Source organism: Mesorhizobium sp. 113-3-9 (assembly GCF_016756515.1).
Classification (GTDB): domain Bacteria; phylum Pseudomonadota; class Alphaproteobacteria; order Rhizobiales; family Rhizobiaceae; genus Mesorhizobium.
Map to the genome: position 1 here is coordinate 2,138,105 of NZ_AP023246.1, position 20,052 is coordinate 2,158,156.

A 20,052-nucleotide genomic window follows, 5' to 3' on the forward strand; every position below is an offset into this window, starting at 1 on the left:
TTTTTGATCCGTCATAAAACCGGCGGGACCATAGCCGATCGATGCTGTGGGCGCTATTGTTTAAGGCGCGGTGTTCAGCCGCGCTTCCAGGTGGTGGGTTTTCAAGACCTGGACTGACCGACGGGATGTTTGAATGCCTTTGAAAGCGGAATTGCACTGCCACGTGGAAGGGGCAGCGGCGCCCGAACTCGTCATCCGGCAGGCGCAGAAATACGGCAAGGACACTTCGCCCTATATCCAGAACGGCTCCTTCGTCTGGCACGACTTTACCTCGTTTCTCGCTGCTTATGACTTTTCCGCCGACCTGTTCCGCACCGAGGAGGACTATGCGCGGCTGGCCGACCACTATCTGACCAGCCTTGCCCGCGACGGGGCGATCTACTCCGAAGTGTTCACTTCGCCGGACCATGCGACGAAAGCCGGGCTGTCGCCCAAGGCCTATACGGACGCGCTCGGCGAAGGCATGCTTCGCGCCAAGGCCAAGACCGGCATAGAGGGCCGCATGATCGTCACCGGCGTGCGCCATGTCGGCGTCGAGTCGATCGAACAGGCCGCGCGCTTCGCGGCGCGCTGCGGGCATCCGCTGGTCACCGGCTTCGGCGTCGCCGGCGATGAGCGCATGGGCGACATGGAGGACTATGTCAGGGCTTTCGAGATCGCCCGCGAGGCCGGGCTCGGCATCACCGTCCATGCCGGCGAACTGACGGGGTGGGAAACCGTGCAGGCGGCGCTCGACCATATCAAGCCCTCCCGTATCGGCCACGGCGTGCGTGCGATCGAGAATCCGGACCTTGTCCGGCGTATCGCCGACGAAGGCATCGTTCTGGAATGCTGCCCCGGCTCCAACATCGCGCTCAAGGTGTTCGACAGTTTTGCCGATCATCCGTTTCCCGCCCTGCAGGCGGCCGGCTGCAAGGTGACGCTGAACTCCGACGATCCGCCCTATTTCTGGACCTCGCTGAAGCGCGAATACGATATCGCGGCGGAGCATTTCTCGATGAACGAGAAGGCGCTGACAGCCGTCACCAGGACCGCCATCGAGGCCGCCTTCGTCGACAGAAAGACCAAGGCGGCACTTCTAGCCCGGCTGAACGGCGCGGCGCGCTGATTTTGTTCCGACAAAGCTGTGGTCGGTGGCGGCCAAGCGGTTCCTTGGCCGGTCCATTGTCGCTAGGGTTCGGCGAGATAGCTTGAAGCGCGACACGTCCGAAAGGATCCATGCGCGCGGTTTCGGGCGACACGCATCAGGAGAACATCATGAAGGGCGTCACCGTCGTCGACCACCCGCTTGTCCAGCACAAGCTGACCATCATGCGCAAGAAGGAGACTTCGACGGCCGGCTTCCGGCGGCTCTTGCGCGAGATATCGCTGCTGCTCGGCTACGAGGTCACGCGCAATCTCGAACTGACGACGACGACCATCGAAACGCCCATCGAGACCATGGAAGCGCCGACGCTGGAGGGCAAGAAACTGGTCTTCGCTTCGGTGCTGCGCGCCGGCAACGGCTTGCTGGAAGGCCTGCTCGACCTGGTGCCGGCGGCGCGCGTTGCCCATATCGGCCTCTATCGCGACCATGAGACGCTGGAGGCGGTCGAATATTTCTTCAAGGCACCAAGCGATCTTGCCGACCGGCTGGTGATCGTGGTCGACCCGATGCTGGCGACTGCCAATTCGGCGATCGCGGCGATCGACAAGCTGAAAGGGCGCGGCGCCACCAACATCCGTTTCCTGTGCCTGCTGGCGGCACCCGAAGGCATCGAGCGCTTCACCAAGGCGCATCCGGACGTTCCGGTCTTCACCGCGTCCATCGACCGGCAGCTGAACGAGAAGGGCTACATCATGCCGGGTCTCGGTGACGCCGGCGATCGCATGTACGGGACGAAATAATACAGGCAAAGTTGCCTGGCAGGATTTACCAAGCGTTTACGCAAAGACATGGTTTCGCGGCGCGTTAAAGCGGCAAACACCATCCGGCGTTAAAGGATCGACCGTAACAAAGGCCGATCTATGCTGCGCAAGCTTCTCATCTTCAGCGTCTTTGCCGGTACGTCGGCATCGATCCCTGTCGTCTATCAATCGAATCCGCAGATTTTCGAAAACCTGCTGAAATCGACGGTGGCAGCCAGGCCCGAGGCGCAGACGCAACCGGATGCCAATCTGGCGTCGGTTCCCGACAAGCCTGTGGCGCCGCTGCCGACCGGCCGCAAGGTCGTCGTCGCCGCGGACGGGCGCGGACACTTCTCGTCGACCTTCAAACTCAACGGCCGTCAGGTCGACGGCATGATCGACACCGGCGCGACATTGGTCGCGGTCAACACGTCGACGGCGCGCAGGATCGGGCTGTCGCTCAACCCGTCCGATTTCAGCCATGAGGTCAACACCGCCAACGGTTCGATCAAGGCGGCCGTGGTGACGATCGACCGCCTGCAGATCGGCAGCATCAGCGTCGATGGCGTGCAGGCCATCGTGCTCGACGACAAGGCGCTCCACACCAACCTGATCGGCATGAGCTTCCTCAACCGGCTCGGCAAATACCAGGCCGAAAACGGCACGCTGCTGCTCGTTCAGTAGAAATTCCGCTTGAGCGTTTTGTTGCCGGGGCAAGCCAGCGGTCGGTGTGCCGACGCAATTGCTGGGCTGATCCAGGCCCTCTCCAGTGTCCTATGAGACTCTGATGTAGGTCTCGATAAGTGAAATAGACGATTGGATCGAACCCGACCGTAGACTTGTCAGATGAGGGTGGCACCAACGAGTGACAGACGAGCAGCCCCAAATGCAAGCTGTTCTGCTAAGCCAGTCGCCTCCGACACTCATCCTTTGGCGTGTAACGCGCTGACAAGTTCTTGACGGCCTCCGCCGATCACGTCAATCTATTCCAATGTGCGAGAAGCACTAGCCAGCGGGTAGCAGTCTCACATTGCAGGGTGCGGGTGCCAACCTACACTCAACTTCGCAACGGCCTCTGACTACCGCTGCCCGCTGGCGATAGAGGGGGGAGAATGGACAGCCAAATTGAGGCCGCGATCATTCGCGAGGCCAAGAAGCGACTTGCTCGCTATTCCCAGAAGCAATATTTCGTCCACAAATATAGGAAGTCTTTTCGTAAAAGGACCGGTGTAGCAGCCAAGGCGTCGGCTCATACTTTGCCATCATCGTGGACCTTTCATAGACATTTTGATCCACGGTACTGCATCAATCACGCTCGGTTTTTGTCGAAAGGTATATGGGCCAGTCTGCAAGCTGGGGCATATATACCAGTCGTGGCGCAGAGGTTGAAATTTCCAAAACCAAATGGCGACTTCAGAAATATCGACTCGTTCAGTATTCCGGATGCTGCAATCGCGACAATTTTCTTTAACCGCATAAGAAAACGAAACGCCAAGATATTCTCTGACAGTAGTTTTGCCTATCAGGAAGGGAAGACGCCTTTTGATGCTATCTTAAAGATCAAACCACTTTTGAACCGAGAGAAGGTATTCGTTAGCCAGTACGACTTTTCCAAATATTTCGATAACATAGGACACTCATTTGTAACTAGGTCGCTTGGACTCAGCGGCCCCTTTCTCACAACCAGCATGGAGAGGGCTCTTATCCAATCAGTGATGACGCACACGTTCAGTGATGGTTTATCGTCAGGGGTCCGGTCCGTGGGAACCCCACAAGGGAACACGCTGTCTCTCTTCGTCGCAAACGTCGCTGCCCATAGCCTTGATCAAGAACTATCAATTCTCAATGGCTCGTTCGCGCGGTTTGCCGATGATTGTGTTGTCATCAATTATGCTTATGAGGACGCGCTGAAGTGCGCTGAAGCGTTCGCCAAATTTTCGGAGGTTAGTGGCGTCTCTATTAATCGTGATAAATCAATAGGTATTCGATTATTTTCAGAACGACCGGCCGAGATGGCGAATATTGGCCATTTTAATTTTTTGAGCTATCGATTTTCTCCATCTGGCCTTTCTGTAAGCGAAAAATCAATTCGCACAATTAAATTACGCTGTGCGAAGATCATATATAACAACTTGCTGTTGCACCCGAGGCGCACTGGTAAGATATCGGCGAAGCGTTTTGGTGCTGGATTTTATGATTGGGACCTCGTAACTTGTATAAACGAGTTACGAAAATACATATATGGCGGTCTGAGCCAATCAAAATTAGAGGGATATCTTGCCGGTACTACGAAAGTTGGTCGTGTGCTGGGCGCGGTTTCGTATTTCAGTTTGGTAGAGCAGGGCCATCAGTTCCGCGCTTTGGACGGCTGGTTGTTGGACGTGATAAGGCGTGCATTGAAAAAACGGCGCGAGATCGTCAAGGCGGCAGTTGGAAAGACGCTGAAGCCTGTAACCATGAAAAAATTGACCTCCGGAGAATGGTATAATTTCCCCGGCCTCGACATGGAGACCAAGATGCCTAGCTTCTTTCTTGCTTGGCGCTCAGCTAGAAAGAGTTGGGCTCAGCACGGGCTAGGAGGGGTCGACACAACTGGCATGGGGTATTCATATTGACGCAGGATGAAAGAGAATACTTTGATCACCTCGTAAAAATTATGCTTCAGACGCGTGGAGTTAGGTTTACTGCGTCGGAGACAGAGAGGAAGAAGGATTTACACAGCATAATAACTATAGCGTTTCTGTCTATTTATCTGACGGGATGGGCATTTGTGTCGGCCCTTTATCCCGAGGCTTTCAACGCATTTGATCTCCGGGTATTGAGCATTGTTTCGGTGATGGCATCGATATCGCTTCTGGTCATATCCCTATTTGACTACGCGGCGGGCCGCGCGGTTCAATCAGAAAAGTTGTTGCAGAATGCGCTTATGATAAGCCCTTTGGCTCGCGAGATGGAAAGACAGCTTGTCTCTCCAAACCCTAATGTGAAGCGGTTGGGTGATATTGCTTCCGAATACGAACATTTGATCGCGAACACGGGAGTAAACCACACCAGCGCTGACTACCGGCTGTGGGCGTTCGAAAAACGGCAACCGAGTAATTGCATTGAACGCTTGCTGCTGCCGCCAATGAAAATGGTGAGGCGCAGCTTGCTTTTCATGTATTCTGCGATCTTTCAACTCTGCATTATCATTGTGGTGCTCATGGCGACGGTTTGGCTTGCCGTCAATGTATTTTCAGTTGCACCACATTAGTCTCGAAAGCGCTCGAAGGCTGTTAATTTCTCTGCCGTGACCTCGGTGCCGTTTGAGTCTTGGGCCTTGAGCGTTGCCAGTTCTTGTTCGATCATATGGGGCGGTAAGGTAGTTTGCCAGTAACCGGTTTGCCCTCCGCCGGCCTGTCGCCAACGGTATCCTCGGGCTCGTAGTGGCGCAGCCGTCTCGAACCGGCCGCGTACTTGCACTCGGTATGTCGGCAACCGTGCACTTTCCACAATTTTAGTGAACGCAGACTGGTCACCCAACCTAATTTGCAGCAACTGTAGAAGCGCATTGCAATCGCCCATGGCACGATGCGGATCGTAGAAATAGCCGCTTTCAAGTAGCAGATACTTGAGCCTGCTGCTTTCGTAGCCGAATGCCTTCCAGTCCACGCCCGTAGCTGAGCACGCCCACGGTTTTTGCGAGAATATAGGATCGAGTTTCTCGCATTTTGGCCGATCAAAGGAAGCGTTATGAGCGATGATAATGTCTGCTTTCTCCACAAACGCGGTCAACGCGACATGATCAATCTGTCGCCCCCTCAATTCGCTGTTCGTTATGCCCGTAATCCGGGCTGCGTCGGCGGTCAGCGGCTTGGAGGGTTGTTGCAGCGCCTCAAACTGAGAAATTGGACCTATTAACTGTGTGCCCTCGTCATAAGCTACAGAGATCATGGCAATCTCCACGATCTCATCAGAGGCATCGAGCCCTGTAGTTTCGGTATCGAGAAGGATGGCCACCTTGTCCTTGCCGGAGACTGGTCGAACCGTGGATGAAACGCGAGGTACCCGACGAAGGACACGATATTGACCGAGTTCCTCCAGTGTTTTGATGAGTGTCTCGTTTTCCTCGCTTGTTGTCACGCGATGGTTCATCTGTCCTCTAATATCACAGTCAGCGGGCGGCGATCCGCTGGCGCACCTTAGCATATGCAAATGGGGCGGGCTTGGCGGGTCGGAATTGTCCTACGCTACAGCGCTTGTTTGTACGCGCGCCATAAGACCTCCGCCTGCCAGAATTGGCGTAGATATAGGTTGCGCAACGTTTTGCCGCAACTGGGAGCGCTGAAAGCCGGGGTGACCGCGGTTCTGCCAGCCATTTCGCAGACCTATCACGTAGGGCAACCTAGCCGCGCGGCAGGATGCGCCGGATGACGGTTTTGTCCGCCGGTGGTTTCGAGGCGCCGATCGTATAGGCCGAATGCACGGCTGCGGCCGCCGCCTCGGCATCGGAGGGCGAGCGGGCGTGGACCAGCGCCAGGGCATCTCCGGCATGGACTTCCGCACCTATTGGCAGCAGCCTGGTGATGCCGACGCTGGGGTCGATCCTGTCGTCAGGCCTTGTGCGCCCGCCCCCCAGGCCAACCACCGCAAGGCCGATGTCGCGGGTGGCGATGCCGGTGACGAAGCCGTCCGCCGTTGCCTTGACCGCGAATTCCGTTGCCGGTTCCGGCAGATACTTTTCCGGCTTCTCGATGAAATCGGCGGGACCGCCGAGCACCGCCACCATGCGCGCGAAGGTGGCGGCGGCGCGGCCGCTGGTAAGTGTCTCCGTGGCGCGCCGCAGGCCATCCTGGTTGGACGACACCAGTCCCGCCGACTGCAGCATTTCGGCGGCCAGCGCCAGCGTCACATCTTCCAGGCGCCGGTCGCGCAGACGGCCGGTCAGGAAGTCGACGGCGTTGCGGACTTCGACGGCATTGCCGGCCGCCGAGGCCAGTGGTTCGTTCATGCCGGTGATCAGCGCAGAAACCTTCAGCCCGGCGCCGCTGGCCACCTCTACGAGGCTGTTGGCGAGCGCGGTCGCGTCGCGCGACTTCTCCATGAAGGCGCCATTGCCGACCTTGACGTCGAGCACCAGCGAGCCCAGGCCGGCGGCCAGCTTCTTCGACAGGATCGAGGCGGTTATCAGCGGCACCGATTCCACGGTGCCGGTGACGTCGCGGATGGCATAGAGCCGGCGGTCGGCAGGCGCGAGATCGCCGGTCTGGCCGATGATGGCGCAGCCCGTTTCCAGCACCGCCCGGCGAAACAGCGCGATGTCGGGCTGGCTGACATAGCCTGATATCGCATCCATCTTGTCCAGCGTGCCGCCGGTATGGCCAAGGCCGCGGCCCGAGATCATCGGCACATAGGCGCCGCAGGCGGCGACGATCGGCGCCAGCATCAGCGAGACATTGTCGCCGACGCCGCCTGTCGAATGCTTGTCGGTGACAGGCCCCGGCAGGTCCGACCAGTCGAGCACGTTGCCGGAATCGCGCATGGCGAGCGTCAGCGCCACGGCCTCGTCGCGGTTCATGCCGTTGAAGAACACCGCCATGGCGAAAGCCGCAGCCTGGCCGTCGGTGACGGCGCCCGATGTCACACCGTCGATGAAGGCGGCGATTTCACGAGCCGGCAGCCTCTGGCCGTCTCGCTTGTGGCGGATGATTTCCTGGGGAAGCATCAGCTCTCCAGCAGTCCGTCGCGGAACACGCGCTGCAGGACCGTTGCCAGCCGCGAGCCGCCAACCGGCGCCATATCCTTGGTCTCCTGGTGTGAAAGCTCGGCTCCGGTCATGCCGGCGGCCAGATTGGTGATGACCGAGCAGGCGGCGACGCGCAGCCCGAGGAAACGGGCGAGAATGACTTCCGGCACGGTCGACATGCCGACGGCGTTGGCGCCCATGACGCGCGCCATGCGGATCTCGGCCGGCGTTTCGAAACACGGGCCGGAAAACCACATATAGACGCCCTTGTGCAATGCGGTGCCGGTGGCCTTCGCCGCGCGCTCGATGGCCTTGCGGATGCCGGCATCATAGGCTTCGGTCAGGCCGACAAAGCGGCGGTCGCTCGGCTCGCCGATCAGCGGGTTGGTGCCCGAGAAATTGATGTGGTCCGTGATCAGCATCACCGATCCCGGCGACATGTCGGGATCGACCGAACCGGCGGCATTGGTGAGGATCAGTTTCGTGATGCCGATGCCGGCGAGCACTTCCAGCACCGGGCGCATCGCCGCCGCGTTGCCATGCTCGTAGTAGTGGGCGCGGCCGGACAGCATCAGCACCGGCGTGCCGGCAAACAGTCCCGCCACGACCTCGCCGGCATGGCCGCTGACGCCGCTCCTGGGAAAGCCAGGCAGGTCGGCATAGGACACGCGTACCGGATGCTCGATCCGGTCGACAAGCCCGCCGAGGCCCGAACCCAGCACCAGCGCCGTCGACGGCGCCAGCCCGTCCAGCCTTTCGATAAGATGGTCCACCGCCTTTTCGGTCATTGCAGCCAGCCCATCATTTCAAGATGTCGCCGCGAAAACCATAAGGCAGCATGTCGCCCATGGTCACGGTCTCGACGACTCCGGTATTGTCGCAGAGATAGAGTTTTGTGTCCGGCTGGCAGAATTCGGCCAGCCGCTGGCGGCAGCCGCCGCAAGGCGAGCATTTGGCCATGCGTTCGGCAAGGACGGCGATTTCGACGATCTTGCCGCCGCCAGCCATGATGTAGTGGCCAAGCGCTGTCGTCTCGGCGCACCAGCCCTCCGGATAGGAGGCAACCTCGATGTTGGCGCCGGTGAAGACGCGTCCGTCCTCGGTGCGCAAGGCGGCACCCACCGGAAATTTCGAGTAGGGCGCATAGGCCTTGGCCATGGCGGTTCTGGCCGCTTCGAACAGATCATGCGACATTCAGTTGTTCTCTCCGATGATCGTGTCCAAAACCCGGCGCATCCTTGCGCCGAGCCGTCGGCCCTTAAAGCGCGTCGCGTCGAAACGGATCCAGGCGACGCGCTTCAATTTTTTGTCTTATGCATGTCGTTCTCCCAAAACCGAGGTCACTTTTGGGCGACATGCATTAGCGTTCCTTGACGTAGGGCACGCCGCCGGCGCGCGGCGGGATTGCCTTGCCGATGAAGCCGGCGAGCAGGATGACGGTGAGGATATAGGGCAGCGCCTGCATGAACTGCACCGGCACCTTGCCGATGATCGGCAGCGGCGAGCCCTGCAGGCGTATTGCCGCGGCATCGAGGAAGCCGAACAGCAGGCAGGCGAACATGGCGTTGACCGGCTTCCATTTGGCGAAGATCAACGCGGCGAGCGCGATGTAGCCCTTGCCGGCGGTCATGTCCTTCACGAAGCCGCCATTCTGCACCATCGACAGATAGGCGCCGGCGACGCCGGTCAGGATGCCGGTGCAGATCAGCGCGCGATAGCGCAGCCAGGCGACCGAGATGCCGGCGGTGTCGACGGCGGCCGGGTTCTCGCCGACGGCGCGCAGCCTGAGGCCGAAGCGGGTGCGAAACAGCACCCACCACGTGAACGGCACCATCGCGAAGGCGAAGTAGACGAGGATGGAATGACCAAGCACAAGCTCGGCGAACACCGGGCCGAAGCCGGGGATCCTGGCGAGCGCATCGAACAGCAGCGCCGGCAGGTAAAGGATGAGCCCGCGGATCGAAGCCAGGACATCGGCGAGGCTTGCGGTGCTGAAGCTGTAGGTGGACAGGAAGTTCGAGATCACATCAGCCGTTATCGATTCAAACCGTTCGCCCGGCTGAAGGGCCGGGGTGCGCCCGCCCTGCTGGAACCAGGCCTGGCCCAGGATGATGGTCGATCCGGCGGCGATGAAGTTGATGGCCACGCCGGAGACGATCTGGTTGCCGCGATGGGTGATGGAGGCGAAGCCGTGCACCATGGCGAAGGCGACCGAGATCAGGATGGCCATGCCAAGGCCGAGAAAAGCCGAGTGGAAGACCGAGGCCGCGGCGGCCCCGGCGAAGGCGCCGACCAGCATCTTGCCTTCCAGCCCGATGTCGAAGATGCCGGACCGCTCGGAGAAGAGGCCGGCAAGGCAGGCGAGCAGCAGCGGCACCGAAAGGCGGATGGTGGAGTCGAGGACCTGGACGACAGCGTTGAGAAGATCCATCTCAGGCGCCCTTTCCCTTGACCGCTTCCATGCCGACCGACCGCGGACTGAACGAGGCGAACAGCGCCTGGATATAGGGCCTGAACATGTGTTCGAGCGCGCCGGCGAACAGGATCACCAAGCCTTGAATGATGACGATCATGTCGCGGCTGATGGCCGGCATCTCGAAGGCGAGTTCGGCGCCGCCCTGATAGAGCATGCCGAACAGGATCGCCGCCAGCACGATGCCGACCGGATGCAGGCGCCCCATCAGCGCCACGGCAATGCCGACGAAGCCGGCGCCGGAGACGAAGTCGATTGCGACATTGTGCTGGTCGCCCATCACCGGGTTGAGCGCCATCATGCCGGCCAGCGCGCCCGAGATCATCATCGCGGTGATGATGATGCGGGCTTCCGAGATGCCGGCATAGCGCGCCGCCTTGGGGCTGTGGCCATAGGTGCGCATCTCGTAGCCGAGCCTGGTGCGCCAGATCAGCAGCCAGACCAGGAAGGCCATGACCAGCGCCAGCAGGAAGGTGACGTTGAGCGGCGCCGAACGGATCTTGGCGCCGAACAGTTCGATGATCCAGTTGAGCTTCGGCAGTTCGGCGCCGGCGAGGAAGTTGCGGGTTTGCGGGGCTTGCGACCCGGCCGGCTTCAACGGCCCGACCAGCAGGTAGACCATGATCGAGGCGGCGATGAAATTGAACATGATGGTGGTGATGACGATGTGCGAGCCGCGCCTGGCCTGCAGATAGGCGGGGATCAGCGCCCACAAGGCGCCCACCAGCGCCGATGCGACGATGGCCAGCGGGAAGGTCAGCCACCAGGGCAGCACGCTGTCGAAGGACAGGCAGACGATGGCGATGCCGAGACCGGCAATGTAGGCCTGCCCCTCGGTGCCGATGTTGAACAGGCCGCAATGCGCCGCCACCGCCACCGAAAGCCCGGTGAAGATGAAGGTGGTGGCATAAAACAGGGTGAAGGCGATGCCTGTTCCCTTGCCGAAGGCGCCCTCGACCAGGATGACGGCGGCGCGGAATGGATTTTCGCCGACCAGAAGCACGACGAAGCCGGCGACGATGAAGGCCACCGACAGGTTGATCAGCGGGATCAGCCCATAGTCGGCCCAGGCCGGCAATTTGGCGTAAGGCGTGCTCAAAGGGCGGCCTCCTGGTGCTCGACACCCGCCATCAGCAGGCCAAGCTCGCCCTCGGTCGCCTCCGGACCGCGCTCGCCGACGATGCGGCCGGCAAACATCACCAGGATGCGGTCGGAGAGCGAGCGGATCTCGTCGAGCTCGACCGATACAACCAGCACTGCCTTGCCCTGGTCGCGCATGGCGATCAGGCGCTTGTGGATGAATTCGATGGCGCCGACATCGACGCCGCGCGTCGGCTGGCCGACGATCAGCACGCCGGGATCCTGTTCGATCTCCCGCGCCAGCACGATCTTCTGCTGGTTGCCGCCGGAGAAATTGGCGGTCTTCAGGCGTGGATTGCCCGGACGGATATCGTATTTCTCGATCTTGTCCCTGGCATCGGCCATGATGGCATCGACGTTGAGGAACGGCCCTTTGAGATAGCGGGGGTCGTCGTGATAGCCGAGGATCGAATTCTCGTGCTCCTCGAAGGCCAGAACCAGGCCGACATGGTGGCGATCCTCCGGCACGTGCGCCAATCCCCGGTCGCGCAGTTCGCCGGGATCTGCCGCCCCGGTCAGGTCGATCGGCTTGCCGTCGAGCATGACCGAGCCGGAAACGGCGCGCCTGATGCCGGAAATCGCCTCCAGCAGTTCGGATTGACCATTGCCGGCGACACCGGCAATGCCAACGATCTCGCCGGCGCGCACGTCGAAGGAGATGTCGTCGACCATGGTGACGCCGCGCGTATCCTTGACGGTCAGCTTCTCAACCGCGAGCTTGACGGCGCCGGCTTGCGCCTCGCCCTTCTCGACCCTCAAGAGCACGCGCCGCCCGACCATCAGTTCGGCCAGTTCCTCGACGGTGGTCTTCTTCGTCTCCCTGGTCGCCACCATCGTGCCCTGGCGCATCACCGACACGGTATCGGTGATGGCCATGATCTCGCGCAGCTTGTGGGTGATCAGCACCACCGTCTTGCCCTGTTCCTTCAACTGCCTGAGGATGCGGAACAGGTGGTCGGCCTCGGCCGGCGTCAACACACCTGTCGGCTCGTCGAGGATCAGGATCTCGGCGCCGCGATAGAGTGCCTTGAGGATCTCGACGCGCTGCTGCAGGCCGACCGGCAGTTCCTCGATGATGGCGTCGGGATCGACCTCCAGCCCGTATTCGCGCTCCAGCCGCTCCAGTTCCGAACGCGCCTTGGCGATGCTGCTCTTGAGGAGAGCATCGTTCTCCGCGCCGAGGATGATGTTTTCCAGCACCGAGAAGTTGTCGACCAGCATGAAATGCTGGTGCACCATGCCGATGCCGAGCGCGATGGCGTCATTGGGTGTCTTGATCGAAGCCGGCTTGCCGCCGACATGGATCTCGCCGCTGTCGGCCTGGTAGAAGCCGTAGAGGATCGACATCAGCGTCGACTTGCCGGCGCCGTTTTCGCCGACAATGCCGTGGATGGTGCCGCGCGCGATCTCCAGATTGATGTCGCGGTTGGCGCGAACCGCGCCAAAACTCTTGTTGATGCCAATCAGTTCGATTGCCGCTTGCACCATGCAGCCTTGTCCCACTCTTATTTTTTTATCGCTTGGTCAAAATGCCTAGCATGACGCTCCGCTCATGCCAATTGGCCCGAGCAGAGCCCACTCTCGACAAATCCCCGCGCGCTTGTCAATTTCGAACGTGGCCGACGCTCTCACATTCGCTAATATGGCGAAGCCGATTTGACACTTGTGGCGCAAGGCATCGCGGTACGAAACTGGGGACTTTGCATGACCATGCCCGCCGACCGGCTGACGACGCTGGAAATCCGCGCCGCCGAGCAGGAGAAGACCATCGAGGAATTGTCGGGCCAGATCGCCGAGCAGTGGACGGTGATCGAGCGCATGCAGCGCAAGCTTGACGCGCTGACCGAACGCTTCCTGGCGTTGGAGGAACAGGCGGCACCCGACGTCCCTGTGACCAAGCCGCCGCACTGGTAGGGGAGGGGGCGGGAGCCATGGCCAGTGAAAGCGATCGCATCGCACGGGCCGGCGATTATGTGCTCGGCCTGATGAACGATGCCGAGCGTGAACGGGCAGAGCGCGATCTGGAGATCGATCCTGCCTTCCGCGACGCGGTGGTGCGGCTTGCCGAACGCATGCATGTTTTCGACCGCGTCGAAAAACCCGCCTTGCCCGCCAATCATTGGACGCTGGTCACGCAACGCCTCGCCGAGTTGCCGCAGATGCGCAGTGTTGGGCTGGACGGGTCGAAACCAACGCCGGTGATCCGCAGTCTGGAGCGCCGGCCTAACGGCATCGGCGTGCATTCACTTGGCGGCCGGCGCGGCGCCGTCATCGCCATCGTGCTGATCGCGGTCTTCGCGCTGGGCTATCTCGTGGGGGTTTGGTCTACCGGCGGCGCGCTTTTGCCCTGACCCTTGCATGATCGCATAGGGTGCTCCCCCACTCCGTCTCGGCTTCGTCGAGCCACCTCTACCCCCACATCCGTGGGGGAGAGGAAACCCAAGCCTTTCAAGGCAGCGATCCTCGGCGATTAGCGATCTCCTCTCCCCCATGTACATGCAGGGCAATCGCATATGAGTTTTTATGAAGAGGACCCCCACCCTTAATCCCTCCCCACAAGGGGGAGGGAGACTTGGTAGGCGCTGATCTCCGCAAATTGCCTAGGCTCGATGCCAAAAAAATGGCATGCGGCAGCGTTCCCTCCCCCTTGTGGGGAGGGTTAGGGTGGGGGTCCTCTTCGCAAAAAACCATATGCGATTGCCCTGCATGTACATGGGGGAGAGGTGGCTCGGCGAAGCCGAGACGGAGTGGGGGCTGGCACCGCCTTATTCGACTGTCTCCAAAACAAAACCGCTGGGCTTTCACCCGGCGGTTCCAAACCTCAGTGCTTGCCGATCAATACGGGCAGGCGTTGTCAGCCGTGTAGTCGTGCACCTGGATCTTGCCGGCGATGATGTCGGCCTTGGCCTTTTCGACGGCGGCCTTCATCTCGTCGGTCACCAGCGCCTTGTTGTTGTCGTCCATGGCATAATCGACGCCACCTTCCTTGAGGCCGAGGTTCTCGAGACCGCCCTTGAAGGTGCCGTTCTTGCCGTCCATGAAGGCGGTGTAGACGGCAACGTCGACGCGCTTCATCATCGAGGTCAGCACCTTGCCGGGCTGCAGGCCGTTCTGGTTGGAATCGACGCCGATGCCGAGCTTGCCGGCATCAGCCGCCGCCTGCAGCACGCCGACGCCGGTGCCGCCGGCCGCGGCGTAGACCACGTCGGAGCCCTGGTCGATCTGCGTCTTGGCGATTTCGCCGCCCTTGGCCGGATCGTTCCAGGCAGCCGGCGTGTCGCCGGTCATGTTCTGGATGACTTCGGTGGCGCCGGCCGCCTTGGCGCCGCCGACATAGCCGCATTCGAACTTGCGGATCAGCGGGATGTCCATGCCGCCGATGAAGGAGACCTTCTTGGACTTCGATGCCATCGCGGCCATGATGCCGACGAGGTAGGAACCTTCATTCTCCTTGAACACCAGCGAGCGGACATTGGGCAGGTCGACGGCATCGTCGATGATGGCGAAGTTGAGATCGGGATATTCGGCCGCGACCTTCTTCAGCGCGTCCTCCCAGGCGAAGCCGGCCATGACGATAGGGTTGTGGCCGTCCTCGGCGAAGCGGCGCAGCGCCTGCTCGCGCTGCGAGGCGTTGGACACCTCGAATTCGACATAGGGCGTGCCGGTCTCGGCCTTGAACTTCTCGGCGCCATGGTAGGCCGCCTCGTTGAAGGATTTGTCGAACTTGCCGCCCAGATCATAGAGGATGGCCGGCTGGACATCGGCGGCGAAAGCCGGAAGAACCATTGCGGTTGCGGCCAGGAGGCCGAGAACGATACGTTTCATGTGATCCACACCCTGTCGGTTATTTTTTCCGTTACGCCTCGCTTGCCCGCCCGGTTCTGCGGCAGGCATGCGACGTCAGCCAGGAGTGTATTTCCTCCCGCTCGGCGGCAATCTGGCACGGCCCGAAACAAAATTCACGCGGAATTTTGACCTTTTGGAAAAGCGTGCCACGGGCAGGCCGTGCAGCAGTCCGATCCTTGCGCGATAGAGCGGTTCATCGTTTCACGGATACGCCGAACCGCTCTAACTTCGTGTTTTGACGCAATTCCTGTTGGCAGAGCGCCATGCGCTTTGCCTGGGAACCGCTTCGCACTTTTCCTGGAATTGCCCTGGCCGTCAGGAGGCGGCGGCCGGCATGGCGCAGGCTATGCCGGTGCCCTTAAGGTTGCAGTAGCCGTGAGGGTTTTTCGCCAGATATTGCTGATGGTCGGCTTCGGCGAAGTAGAAGGCGGGCGCCGGTGCGATCTCGGTGGTGATACCGCCGTGGCCGGCACCCCGCAGCGAGGCCTGGTAGGCCTCGCGCGAAGCGCCCGCCGCCTGGAATTGCGCATCGCCCGATGTGTAGATCGCGGAGCGGTAGGCGGTGCCGACATCATTGCCCTGGCGCATGCCTTGAGTCGGGTCGTGGCTTTCCCAGAACAGCCGCAGAAGGTCGGCATAGGAGACGGTTTCCGGGTCGAAGACGACCAGCACCACTTCGGCATGGCCGGTCAGACCGGTGCAGGTTTCCTGATAGGTCGGGTTGGGCGTGATGCCGCCGGCATAGCCGACGGCTGTGACCCAGACGCCTTCGGTCTGCCAAAACATGCGCTCCGCGCCCCAGAAGCAGCCGAGCCCGAACATCGCCGTCTCAAGCCCATCGGGATAGGGGCCCTTGAGCGGCCGTTTCGAAACAAAGTGCCTGGGCGCGGTCGCGATCGCCCTGGCGCGGCCGGGCAGCGCCTCGGACGGCTTCGGCAGATTGAGTTTCCGGTTCAGCATGTCGCTCAGAAAGAACATGCGCGGCCTTCCTTCCCTTGGCGGGATGCAAGAAATCGATCAATTGGTGGCGAATTGGCCCGTGCGCCGCTGGCGCCTGTAGCCGATGGCGTAAAGCAGGAAGGCCAGCACCGCGAACACGGCAAAGCCCGGCTGGTTGAGCACCCAGGCGACGGCGCCATCCCACAGAAGCGGGCCGGCCTTGGCGCGGACAAAGGTTTCGAACGCCGCCCGCGTGTCCGGCGAGACGGCCAGCCAGCTGGCGTTGAGCGGGGTCAGCACCAAGGCCGAAGCCGCCACCGTGCGCGTCGTGTCGAGCACCGCCATGATGACGGAGACCGACAGCGCGATCATGGCGGCAAGACGAAAAATGAAGCGAAACATCAAGCTCTCCCCCGGCCGATCCCAGACGCTTTCCCTGGGATCTCCGGCACGTGTCCCGAACGAGAAATAGAATGCGCGTGACCTGCCCGCAACCGCGATACGCGAATTTGAAGGCTTGGGCCTTCCGCCCCTACGCCATCGGCCTGCGTCCGCGCCGGTGAACGAACCAGACGGCGAGAATACCGCCGCCGATCGCGCCGACCACCAGCCCGGCGAGGCCGATGAAGGCGGCGAAATAGCCGCAGCCGCCCTCGAAGCAGCTGACCTCGGCGACCTCGGCGATCACGGAACCGGCGAAGAAGCCGCCTAGGGCGCCGACAACGGCGCCGAGGATGATGCCGAGCAAGGCGGCGACAATCGAAACGAAAACCGGCGGCGCCTCGGTTTGCTGCTTGGCATAAACGGTCTCGGCGCCGGAGCCGCGGCGCAGCAGGTAGATGCACAGCAGGCCGATGCCGATCTCGATGGCGGTGATGCTCAGGCCCCTGGCGGAGAAGACGAAATCCGGCACGGTAAGCACATAGGCCTGCCTTGCCAGCAGCCAGACGATGGTGGCGACCTGCCAGATGGTGAAATGGCGTGGGAAGCGCCCGGAGCGGCCAAAGGCGAGGCCGAGCAGATAAAGACCCCACAGGATGGTGATGACATTGGCGACGAGCCCGCCAAGGAGGAAATAGAAGATCTTGTCCGGCAGGCCGGAATTTCCGACCAGCCACCAGGCCGACGCCAGGCCATAGACCGACCACGCCATGACGAAGATGAGCCAGCCCACGGGGACGTAGGACAGGTCGTTGCCCGCGCGCCCGGCCGGCATCTGTCCACTGCCCGGTTGCTCACCTGATGTCATGTCCGGACGATGCCCCCCGCAAAGCCTCAGCTTCACTCGACAGGCGGCCGGCGGCGAAGTCAAGCACGGCAGGCCTTGCTGGCTTGGCTGTGCACATCATTCGCGGCGCGGGCACCCCGAAAACGGGCGCGACAGCGGCCTTGCGAAACACCATGTGTCCGGCAAAGCGAATAGACTGCCGTTATGGCTTGGCATTCGGCGCGGGATCGACTAGATGAGCCCCGCGCCTGTTGCTTTGACGGCTCAGGTGCCGGGGAAGGATGTCCGCTGGTTGGGCGGCGTCCACGGCGCGGACATTCCGCACCGAAGCCCCAAGGGAGAGCATCTCCCCAACCCGCGCGGCGAAACCGGCCGGCGCGAAGGCAAGGACGGAGAGGTGGCCGAGTGGTTGAAGGCGCACGCCTGGAAAGTGTGTTTACGGGAGACCGTAACGCGGGTTCGAATCCCGCTCTCTCCGCCATTCCACAGGAACCGCAAGCCATAGCCGTCGAAGTAAACGGTGTTTCGCTTCACACCTAAAAATTCGAGCTTCGCTGTAAATGATCAGCACTGCGAGCGCGCCCTTTGGCAACCCCAGGCATTGCCTTCGGCGGGAAATTTGCGCCAACCGCGATGAAGCCGCCGGCGGCAAGCATCAATGCGCAGGCCAAACGCAAAAAGCCCGCCGGTGGAGCCGGCGGGCCTTCAATGCTTTGCTTTAAGAGATCAACCAAGCGGCGGTGTGGTTGAAGGGCCCGATGCAGCAGTGACGGTCGAAAGGCGGTCGCGTTTCGTGAGCACGGGCTTTTCGTAGATTTTCTTCATTCCTAGAACCCCTTAGACGTTGGTGAAACTGCCTGCGCCGCTGCCGCCGCCAAACGCTCGCGTCTGGTCAGGATCGGCTTCTCGTAAATTTTCTTCATGGGAATCCCCCGGTTGTCCCTCAAGCCGGCAACGTGCCTTGCGCGAACCAAAATTGTCAACCCGGCGGATTTGAGGGTGCCCCGGGAAGCATGTCATTTCGGGCCAGATCATCCAGCAGCCGGATGACAGCCTTGGCGTCTTCCGACTTGCAGGAATAGTAATGCCAGGTGCCTTCGGCGCGGCATTCCACAATCCCGTGTTCAACAAGCACGCTGAGATGTTTTGAAAGGGTGGTCTGACTGCCGCCCACCCGGGAGACCAGGTCGGTCACCGTTCTTTCCTGATCCACCAAATGAATAACTATCAACAGGCGCTTGTCCTGCGCCAGGACAGCAACCCACCGCGCCGCGACGCCCGCCTGCTTGCGCAGCGTAAGGCGTTTGGTCCGGCGCCACCGCAGAGCGGGGTTTGCCTTGATTTCCGCAAGTCTTTGCCTGACGTATGAGGCCATTTTTATGTCCCTGTCCGCAGCGGAGCAAAATCGTTGCCCCGGCTTCGCGAGTCAACAGGCGTCAAAAAGGCCCACTGCCGGATAGGTAATGGCAGCGGGCCAGGGTCCGAGTGCTGGGATCAACCAGCATAGGTCAACGAGCTGCCGCGGAGTTGGTTGCGACTACCACCGCAACCCAACAAGCCGAATCGGCTATTCTCCTTTCGGCATGCGGGCCTATGTCTCCAAGCAGTCCTATTCAGCCCGAGCGTCGTTCATGCCTGCTCCTCGTCGTCTAATAGAATACACGGCAATCGTTGCGCTGATCTGGCGATATGGTTCGCGGTCAAGAATTGGCTTCCTGAACAGATGATGTGAGGTGCTGCCCCGCAGTGCGCGCCAGATGGCCTCAGCAGCACCGTTTTTCACACTTGTGATATCGTCGTTGGTCCGCCGGAAGGGGTTGGCTCCGCGGTCAATTTGGGGATGCGCGTGGGCAATCTGACGGACCGGTTGATCAACGGCCAAGTGAGCGAGCCCGTTTGACAAGGCGATCAAGCCAGCGATCAAGCCTCGTTTCCGGCCGCGTTCGTTCGATTGCCGTCCTTTCTCCCTTGGCTGAAGCAGGCTTTGTGCAGACGATCAGGTCTGTGTATTCGCCAAGGATGCCGTGCGTGCGATCGGCGAAGCGATACACGCGAACATCAAATGCCGCCCACTCCGCGATGGCCAGATGCAGATCGTAGCCGTAGTCGATAGTCACGATTGAACCTTCGTTGCTAACCGGATTTCCGTGGATTTCCGGCTCCTTCAAATGCTCTCTCGTTCCATCCCCATGCTGGATGAACCTGCGTTCCCACGCGCTGGTCTGAGATTTCCGGACCGGAAAAGTACAGATGTAAATTCCACCGGGTCTCAGAGTTCTGAAGACCTCGGAAACTACCTTGTCCGGATGATACACGTGCTCCATCACGTCAAGCGTCACCGTGATATCAAAGCTGCAATCACCAAAAGTCAGATTTTCGAGATCCTCGTTGCGGACCCCCTTGTGCATCGAGCCAAATGGCTGGTCCGGGAAGTATTGAGACGCAATGTAGTGTCGCGCGTCACGTTTCATGACCGCCGATATGCCCCTGCTTACGGGCGAGGACTCATGGATATGCAAGCCGCGCCAGTCGGGTCTCAGCTCGTTGAGGATGAGCGCCAGTGCTCGTTCCCGGGGGATTGATCCCTGCGGGCAGGATGTGCAGACCAACTCGTCACGCAGCCAGGCGCCCTTTGCCACAAATTCCGTATTTTTCTGGCAAATCGGGCAAAACCCGGAAATTTTCCAAGCCTGAAAGTCCCTCATGGTTGTCGATAGCCGATAGCCGGCGACATCTCAACCGGCACCATCCACCGTGTGCGTGGCCGGGCCAGGCGAGCGAGGTTTTGTATACGCTGGCTGGCGCGAACGGTGG

20 protein-coding genes and 1 tRNA gene are annotated in these 20,052 nt (G+C 60.8%); 8 read left to right on the plus strand and 13 right to left on the minus strand.

Translation table 11 applies throughout. From position 1 onward, the window contains the following. Nucleotides 1–133 precede the first annotated feature (133 nt). From MesoLj_RS10320 to MesoLj_RS10340, 5 genes are all read left to right on the plus strand, one after another. A complete protein-coding gene (locus MesoLj_RS10320) occupies nt 134–1,108 on the plus strand; it encodes an adenosine deaminase (protein WP_056577727.1) in 975 nt (324 codons plus the stop codon). Nucleotides 1,109–1,257: 149 nt separating this feature from the next. Beyond that, nucleotides 1,258–1,887, plus strand: coding sequence for a uracil phosphoribosyltransferase (gene upp, locus MesoLj_RS10325; RefSeq protein WP_010911460.1), 630 nt, complete (start codon nt 1,258–1,260; stop codon nt 1,885–1,887). Between the two features lie 120 nt (nt 1,888–2,007). Then, complete coding sequence (locus MesoLj_RS10330) at nt 2,008–2,571, plus strand: TIGR02281 family clan AA aspartic protease (RefSeq protein WP_202325924.1); 564 nt, start codon at nt 2,008–2,010, stop codon at nt 2,569–2,571. A gap of 428 nt (nt 2,572–2,999) precedes the next feature. After that, nucleotides 3,000–4,502 carry a reverse transcriptase domain-containing protein gene (locus tag MesoLj_RS10335; RefSeq protein ID WP_202325925.1) on the plus strand — a complete coding sequence of 501 codons (1,503 nt, stop codon included), beginning with the start codon at nt 3,000–3,002 and terminating at the stop codon, nt 4,500–4,502. A gap of 41 nt (nt 4,503–4,543) precedes the next feature. Further along, on the plus strand, nt 4,544–5,140 hold the full coding sequence (locus MesoLj_RS10340) for an SLATT domain-containing protein (RefSeq protein ID WP_244735527.1): 597 nt from the start codon (nt 4,544–4,546) through the stop codon (nt 5,138–5,140). Here the strand turns inward: MesoLj_RS10340 and MesoLj_RS10345 are convergent. The 7 genes from MesoLj_RS10345 to MesoLj_RS10375 form a co-directional block, all read right to left on the minus strand. Next, a complete protein-coding gene (locus MesoLj_RS10345) occupies nt 5,137–6,021 on the minus strand; it encodes a 3'-5' exonuclease (protein ID WP_202325927.1) in 885 nt (294 codons plus the stop codon). The genes MesoLj_RS10340 and MesoLj_RS10345 overlap by 4 nt on opposite strands. 250 nt (nt 6,022–6,271) lie before the next feature. Next, on the minus strand, nt 6,272–7,591 hold the full coding sequence (deoA, locus tag MesoLj_RS10350; RefSeq protein ID WP_202325928.1) for a thymidine phosphorylase: 1,320 nt from the start codon (nt 7,589–7,591) through the stop codon (nt 6,272–6,274). Further along, the gene (locus tag MesoLj_RS10355) at nt 7,591–8,400 is read right to left on the minus strand and encodes a purine-nucleoside phosphorylase (RefSeq protein ID WP_202325929.1); all 810 of its coding nucleotides are present in this window, start codon (nt 8,398–8,400) and stop codon (nt 7,591–7,593) included. The genes deoA and MesoLj_RS10355 overlap by 1 nt, the downstream gene beginning before the upstream one ends. Before the next feature lie 13 nt (nt 8,401–8,413). Next, nucleotides 8,414–8,806 carry a cytidine deaminase gene (gene cdd, locus MesoLj_RS10360; RefSeq protein ID WP_140771997.1) on the minus strand — a complete coding sequence of 131 codons (393 nt, stop codon included), beginning with the start codon at nt 8,804–8,806 and terminating at the stop codon, nt 8,414–8,416. Nucleotides 8,807–8,972: 166 nt separating this feature from the next. Next, on the minus strand, nt 8,973–10,043 hold the full coding sequence (locus MesoLj_RS10365) for an ABC transporter permease (protein WP_172372180.1): 1,071 nt from the start codon (nt 10,041–10,043) through the stop codon (nt 8,973–8,975). A gap of 1 nt (nt 10,044) precedes the next feature. Continuing rightward, a complete protein-coding gene (locus tag MesoLj_RS10370) occupies nt 10,045–11,184 on the minus strand; it encodes an ABC transporter permease (RefSeq protein ID WP_202325930.1) in 1,140 nt (379 codons plus the stop codon). Beyond that, entirely contained in the window at nt 11,181–12,713 is a 1,533-nt protein-coding gene (locus MesoLj_RS10375; protein WP_140771992.1) for an ABC transporter ATP-binding protein, read from the minus strand. The genes MesoLj_RS10370 and MesoLj_RS10375 overlap by 4 nt, the downstream gene beginning before the upstream one ends. A 216-nt stretch (nt 12,714–12,929) precedes the next feature. Between MesoLj_RS10375 and MesoLj_RS10380 the strand changes: the two genes are divergently transcribed. Both MesoLj_RS10380 and MesoLj_RS10385 read left to right on the plus strand, forming a co-directional pair. Next, a complete protein-coding gene (locus MesoLj_RS10380; protein WP_056577711.1) occupies nt 12,930–13,139 on the plus strand; it encodes a SlyX family protein in 210 nt (69 codons plus the stop codon). Between the two features lie 17 nt (nt 13,140–13,156). Continuing rightward, nucleotides 13,157–13,576 (plus strand): hypothetical protein, encoded by a 420-nt coding sequence (locus MesoLj_RS10385; protein WP_202325931.1) that lies wholly within the window; start codon nt 13,157–13,159, stop codon nt 13,574–13,576. A gap of 484 nt (nt 13,577–14,060) precedes the next feature. Here the strand turns inward: MesoLj_RS10385 and MesoLj_RS10390 are convergent, their stop codons facing one another. From MesoLj_RS10390 to MesoLj_RS10405, 4 genes are all read right to left on the minus strand, one after another. Next, nucleotides 14,061–15,050, minus strand: coding sequence for a BMP family lipoprotein (locus MesoLj_RS10390; RefSeq protein WP_140771989.1), 990 nt, complete (start codon nt 15,048–15,050; stop codon nt 14,061–14,063). 336 nt (nt 15,051–15,386) lie between these two features. Beyond that, nucleotides 15,387–16,049, minus strand: coding sequence for a peptide-methionine (S)-S-oxide reductase MsrA (gene msrA / locus MesoLj_RS10395; RefSeq protein ID WP_202325932.1), 663 nt, complete (start codon nt 16,047–16,049; stop codon nt 15,387–15,389). A gap of 39 nt (nt 16,050–16,088) precedes the next feature. Continuing rightward, complete coding sequence (locus tag MesoLj_RS10400) at nt 16,089–16,412, minus strand: hypothetical protein (protein WP_140771986.1); 324 nt, start codon at nt 16,410–16,412, stop codon at nt 16,089–16,091. Nucleotides 16,413–16,542: 130 nt separating this feature from the next. Continuing rightward, nucleotides 16,543–17,226, minus strand: coding sequence for a hypothetical protein (locus MesoLj_RS10405; RefSeq protein ID WP_244735339.1), 684 nt, complete (start codon nt 17,224–17,226; stop codon nt 16,543–16,545). A gap of 403 nt (nt 17,227–17,629) precedes the next feature. Between MesoLj_RS10405 and MesoLj_RS10410 the strand changes: the two genes are divergently transcribed. Continuing rightward, nucleotides 17,630–17,719 (plus strand) — tRNA-Ser (locus MesoLj_RS10410). A 498-nt stretch (nt 17,720–18,217) separates the two neighbouring features. On the opposite strand, the gene MesoLj_RS10415 is transcribed toward MesoLj_RS10410, so the two are convergent. Then, on the minus strand, nt 18,218–18,613 hold the full coding sequence (locus tag MesoLj_RS10415) for an ArsR/SmtB family transcription factor (protein ID WP_140771982.1): 396 nt from the start codon (nt 18,611–18,613) through the stop codon (nt 18,218–18,220). Between the two features lie 496 nt (nt 18,614–19,109). Continuing rightward, complete coding sequence (locus tag MesoLj_RS10420) at nt 19,110–19,943, minus strand: class I SAM-dependent methyltransferase (RefSeq protein ID WP_202325933.1); 834 nt, start codon at nt 19,941–19,943, stop codon at nt 19,110–19,112. Nucleotides 19,944–20,052: the final 109 nt, after the last annotated feature.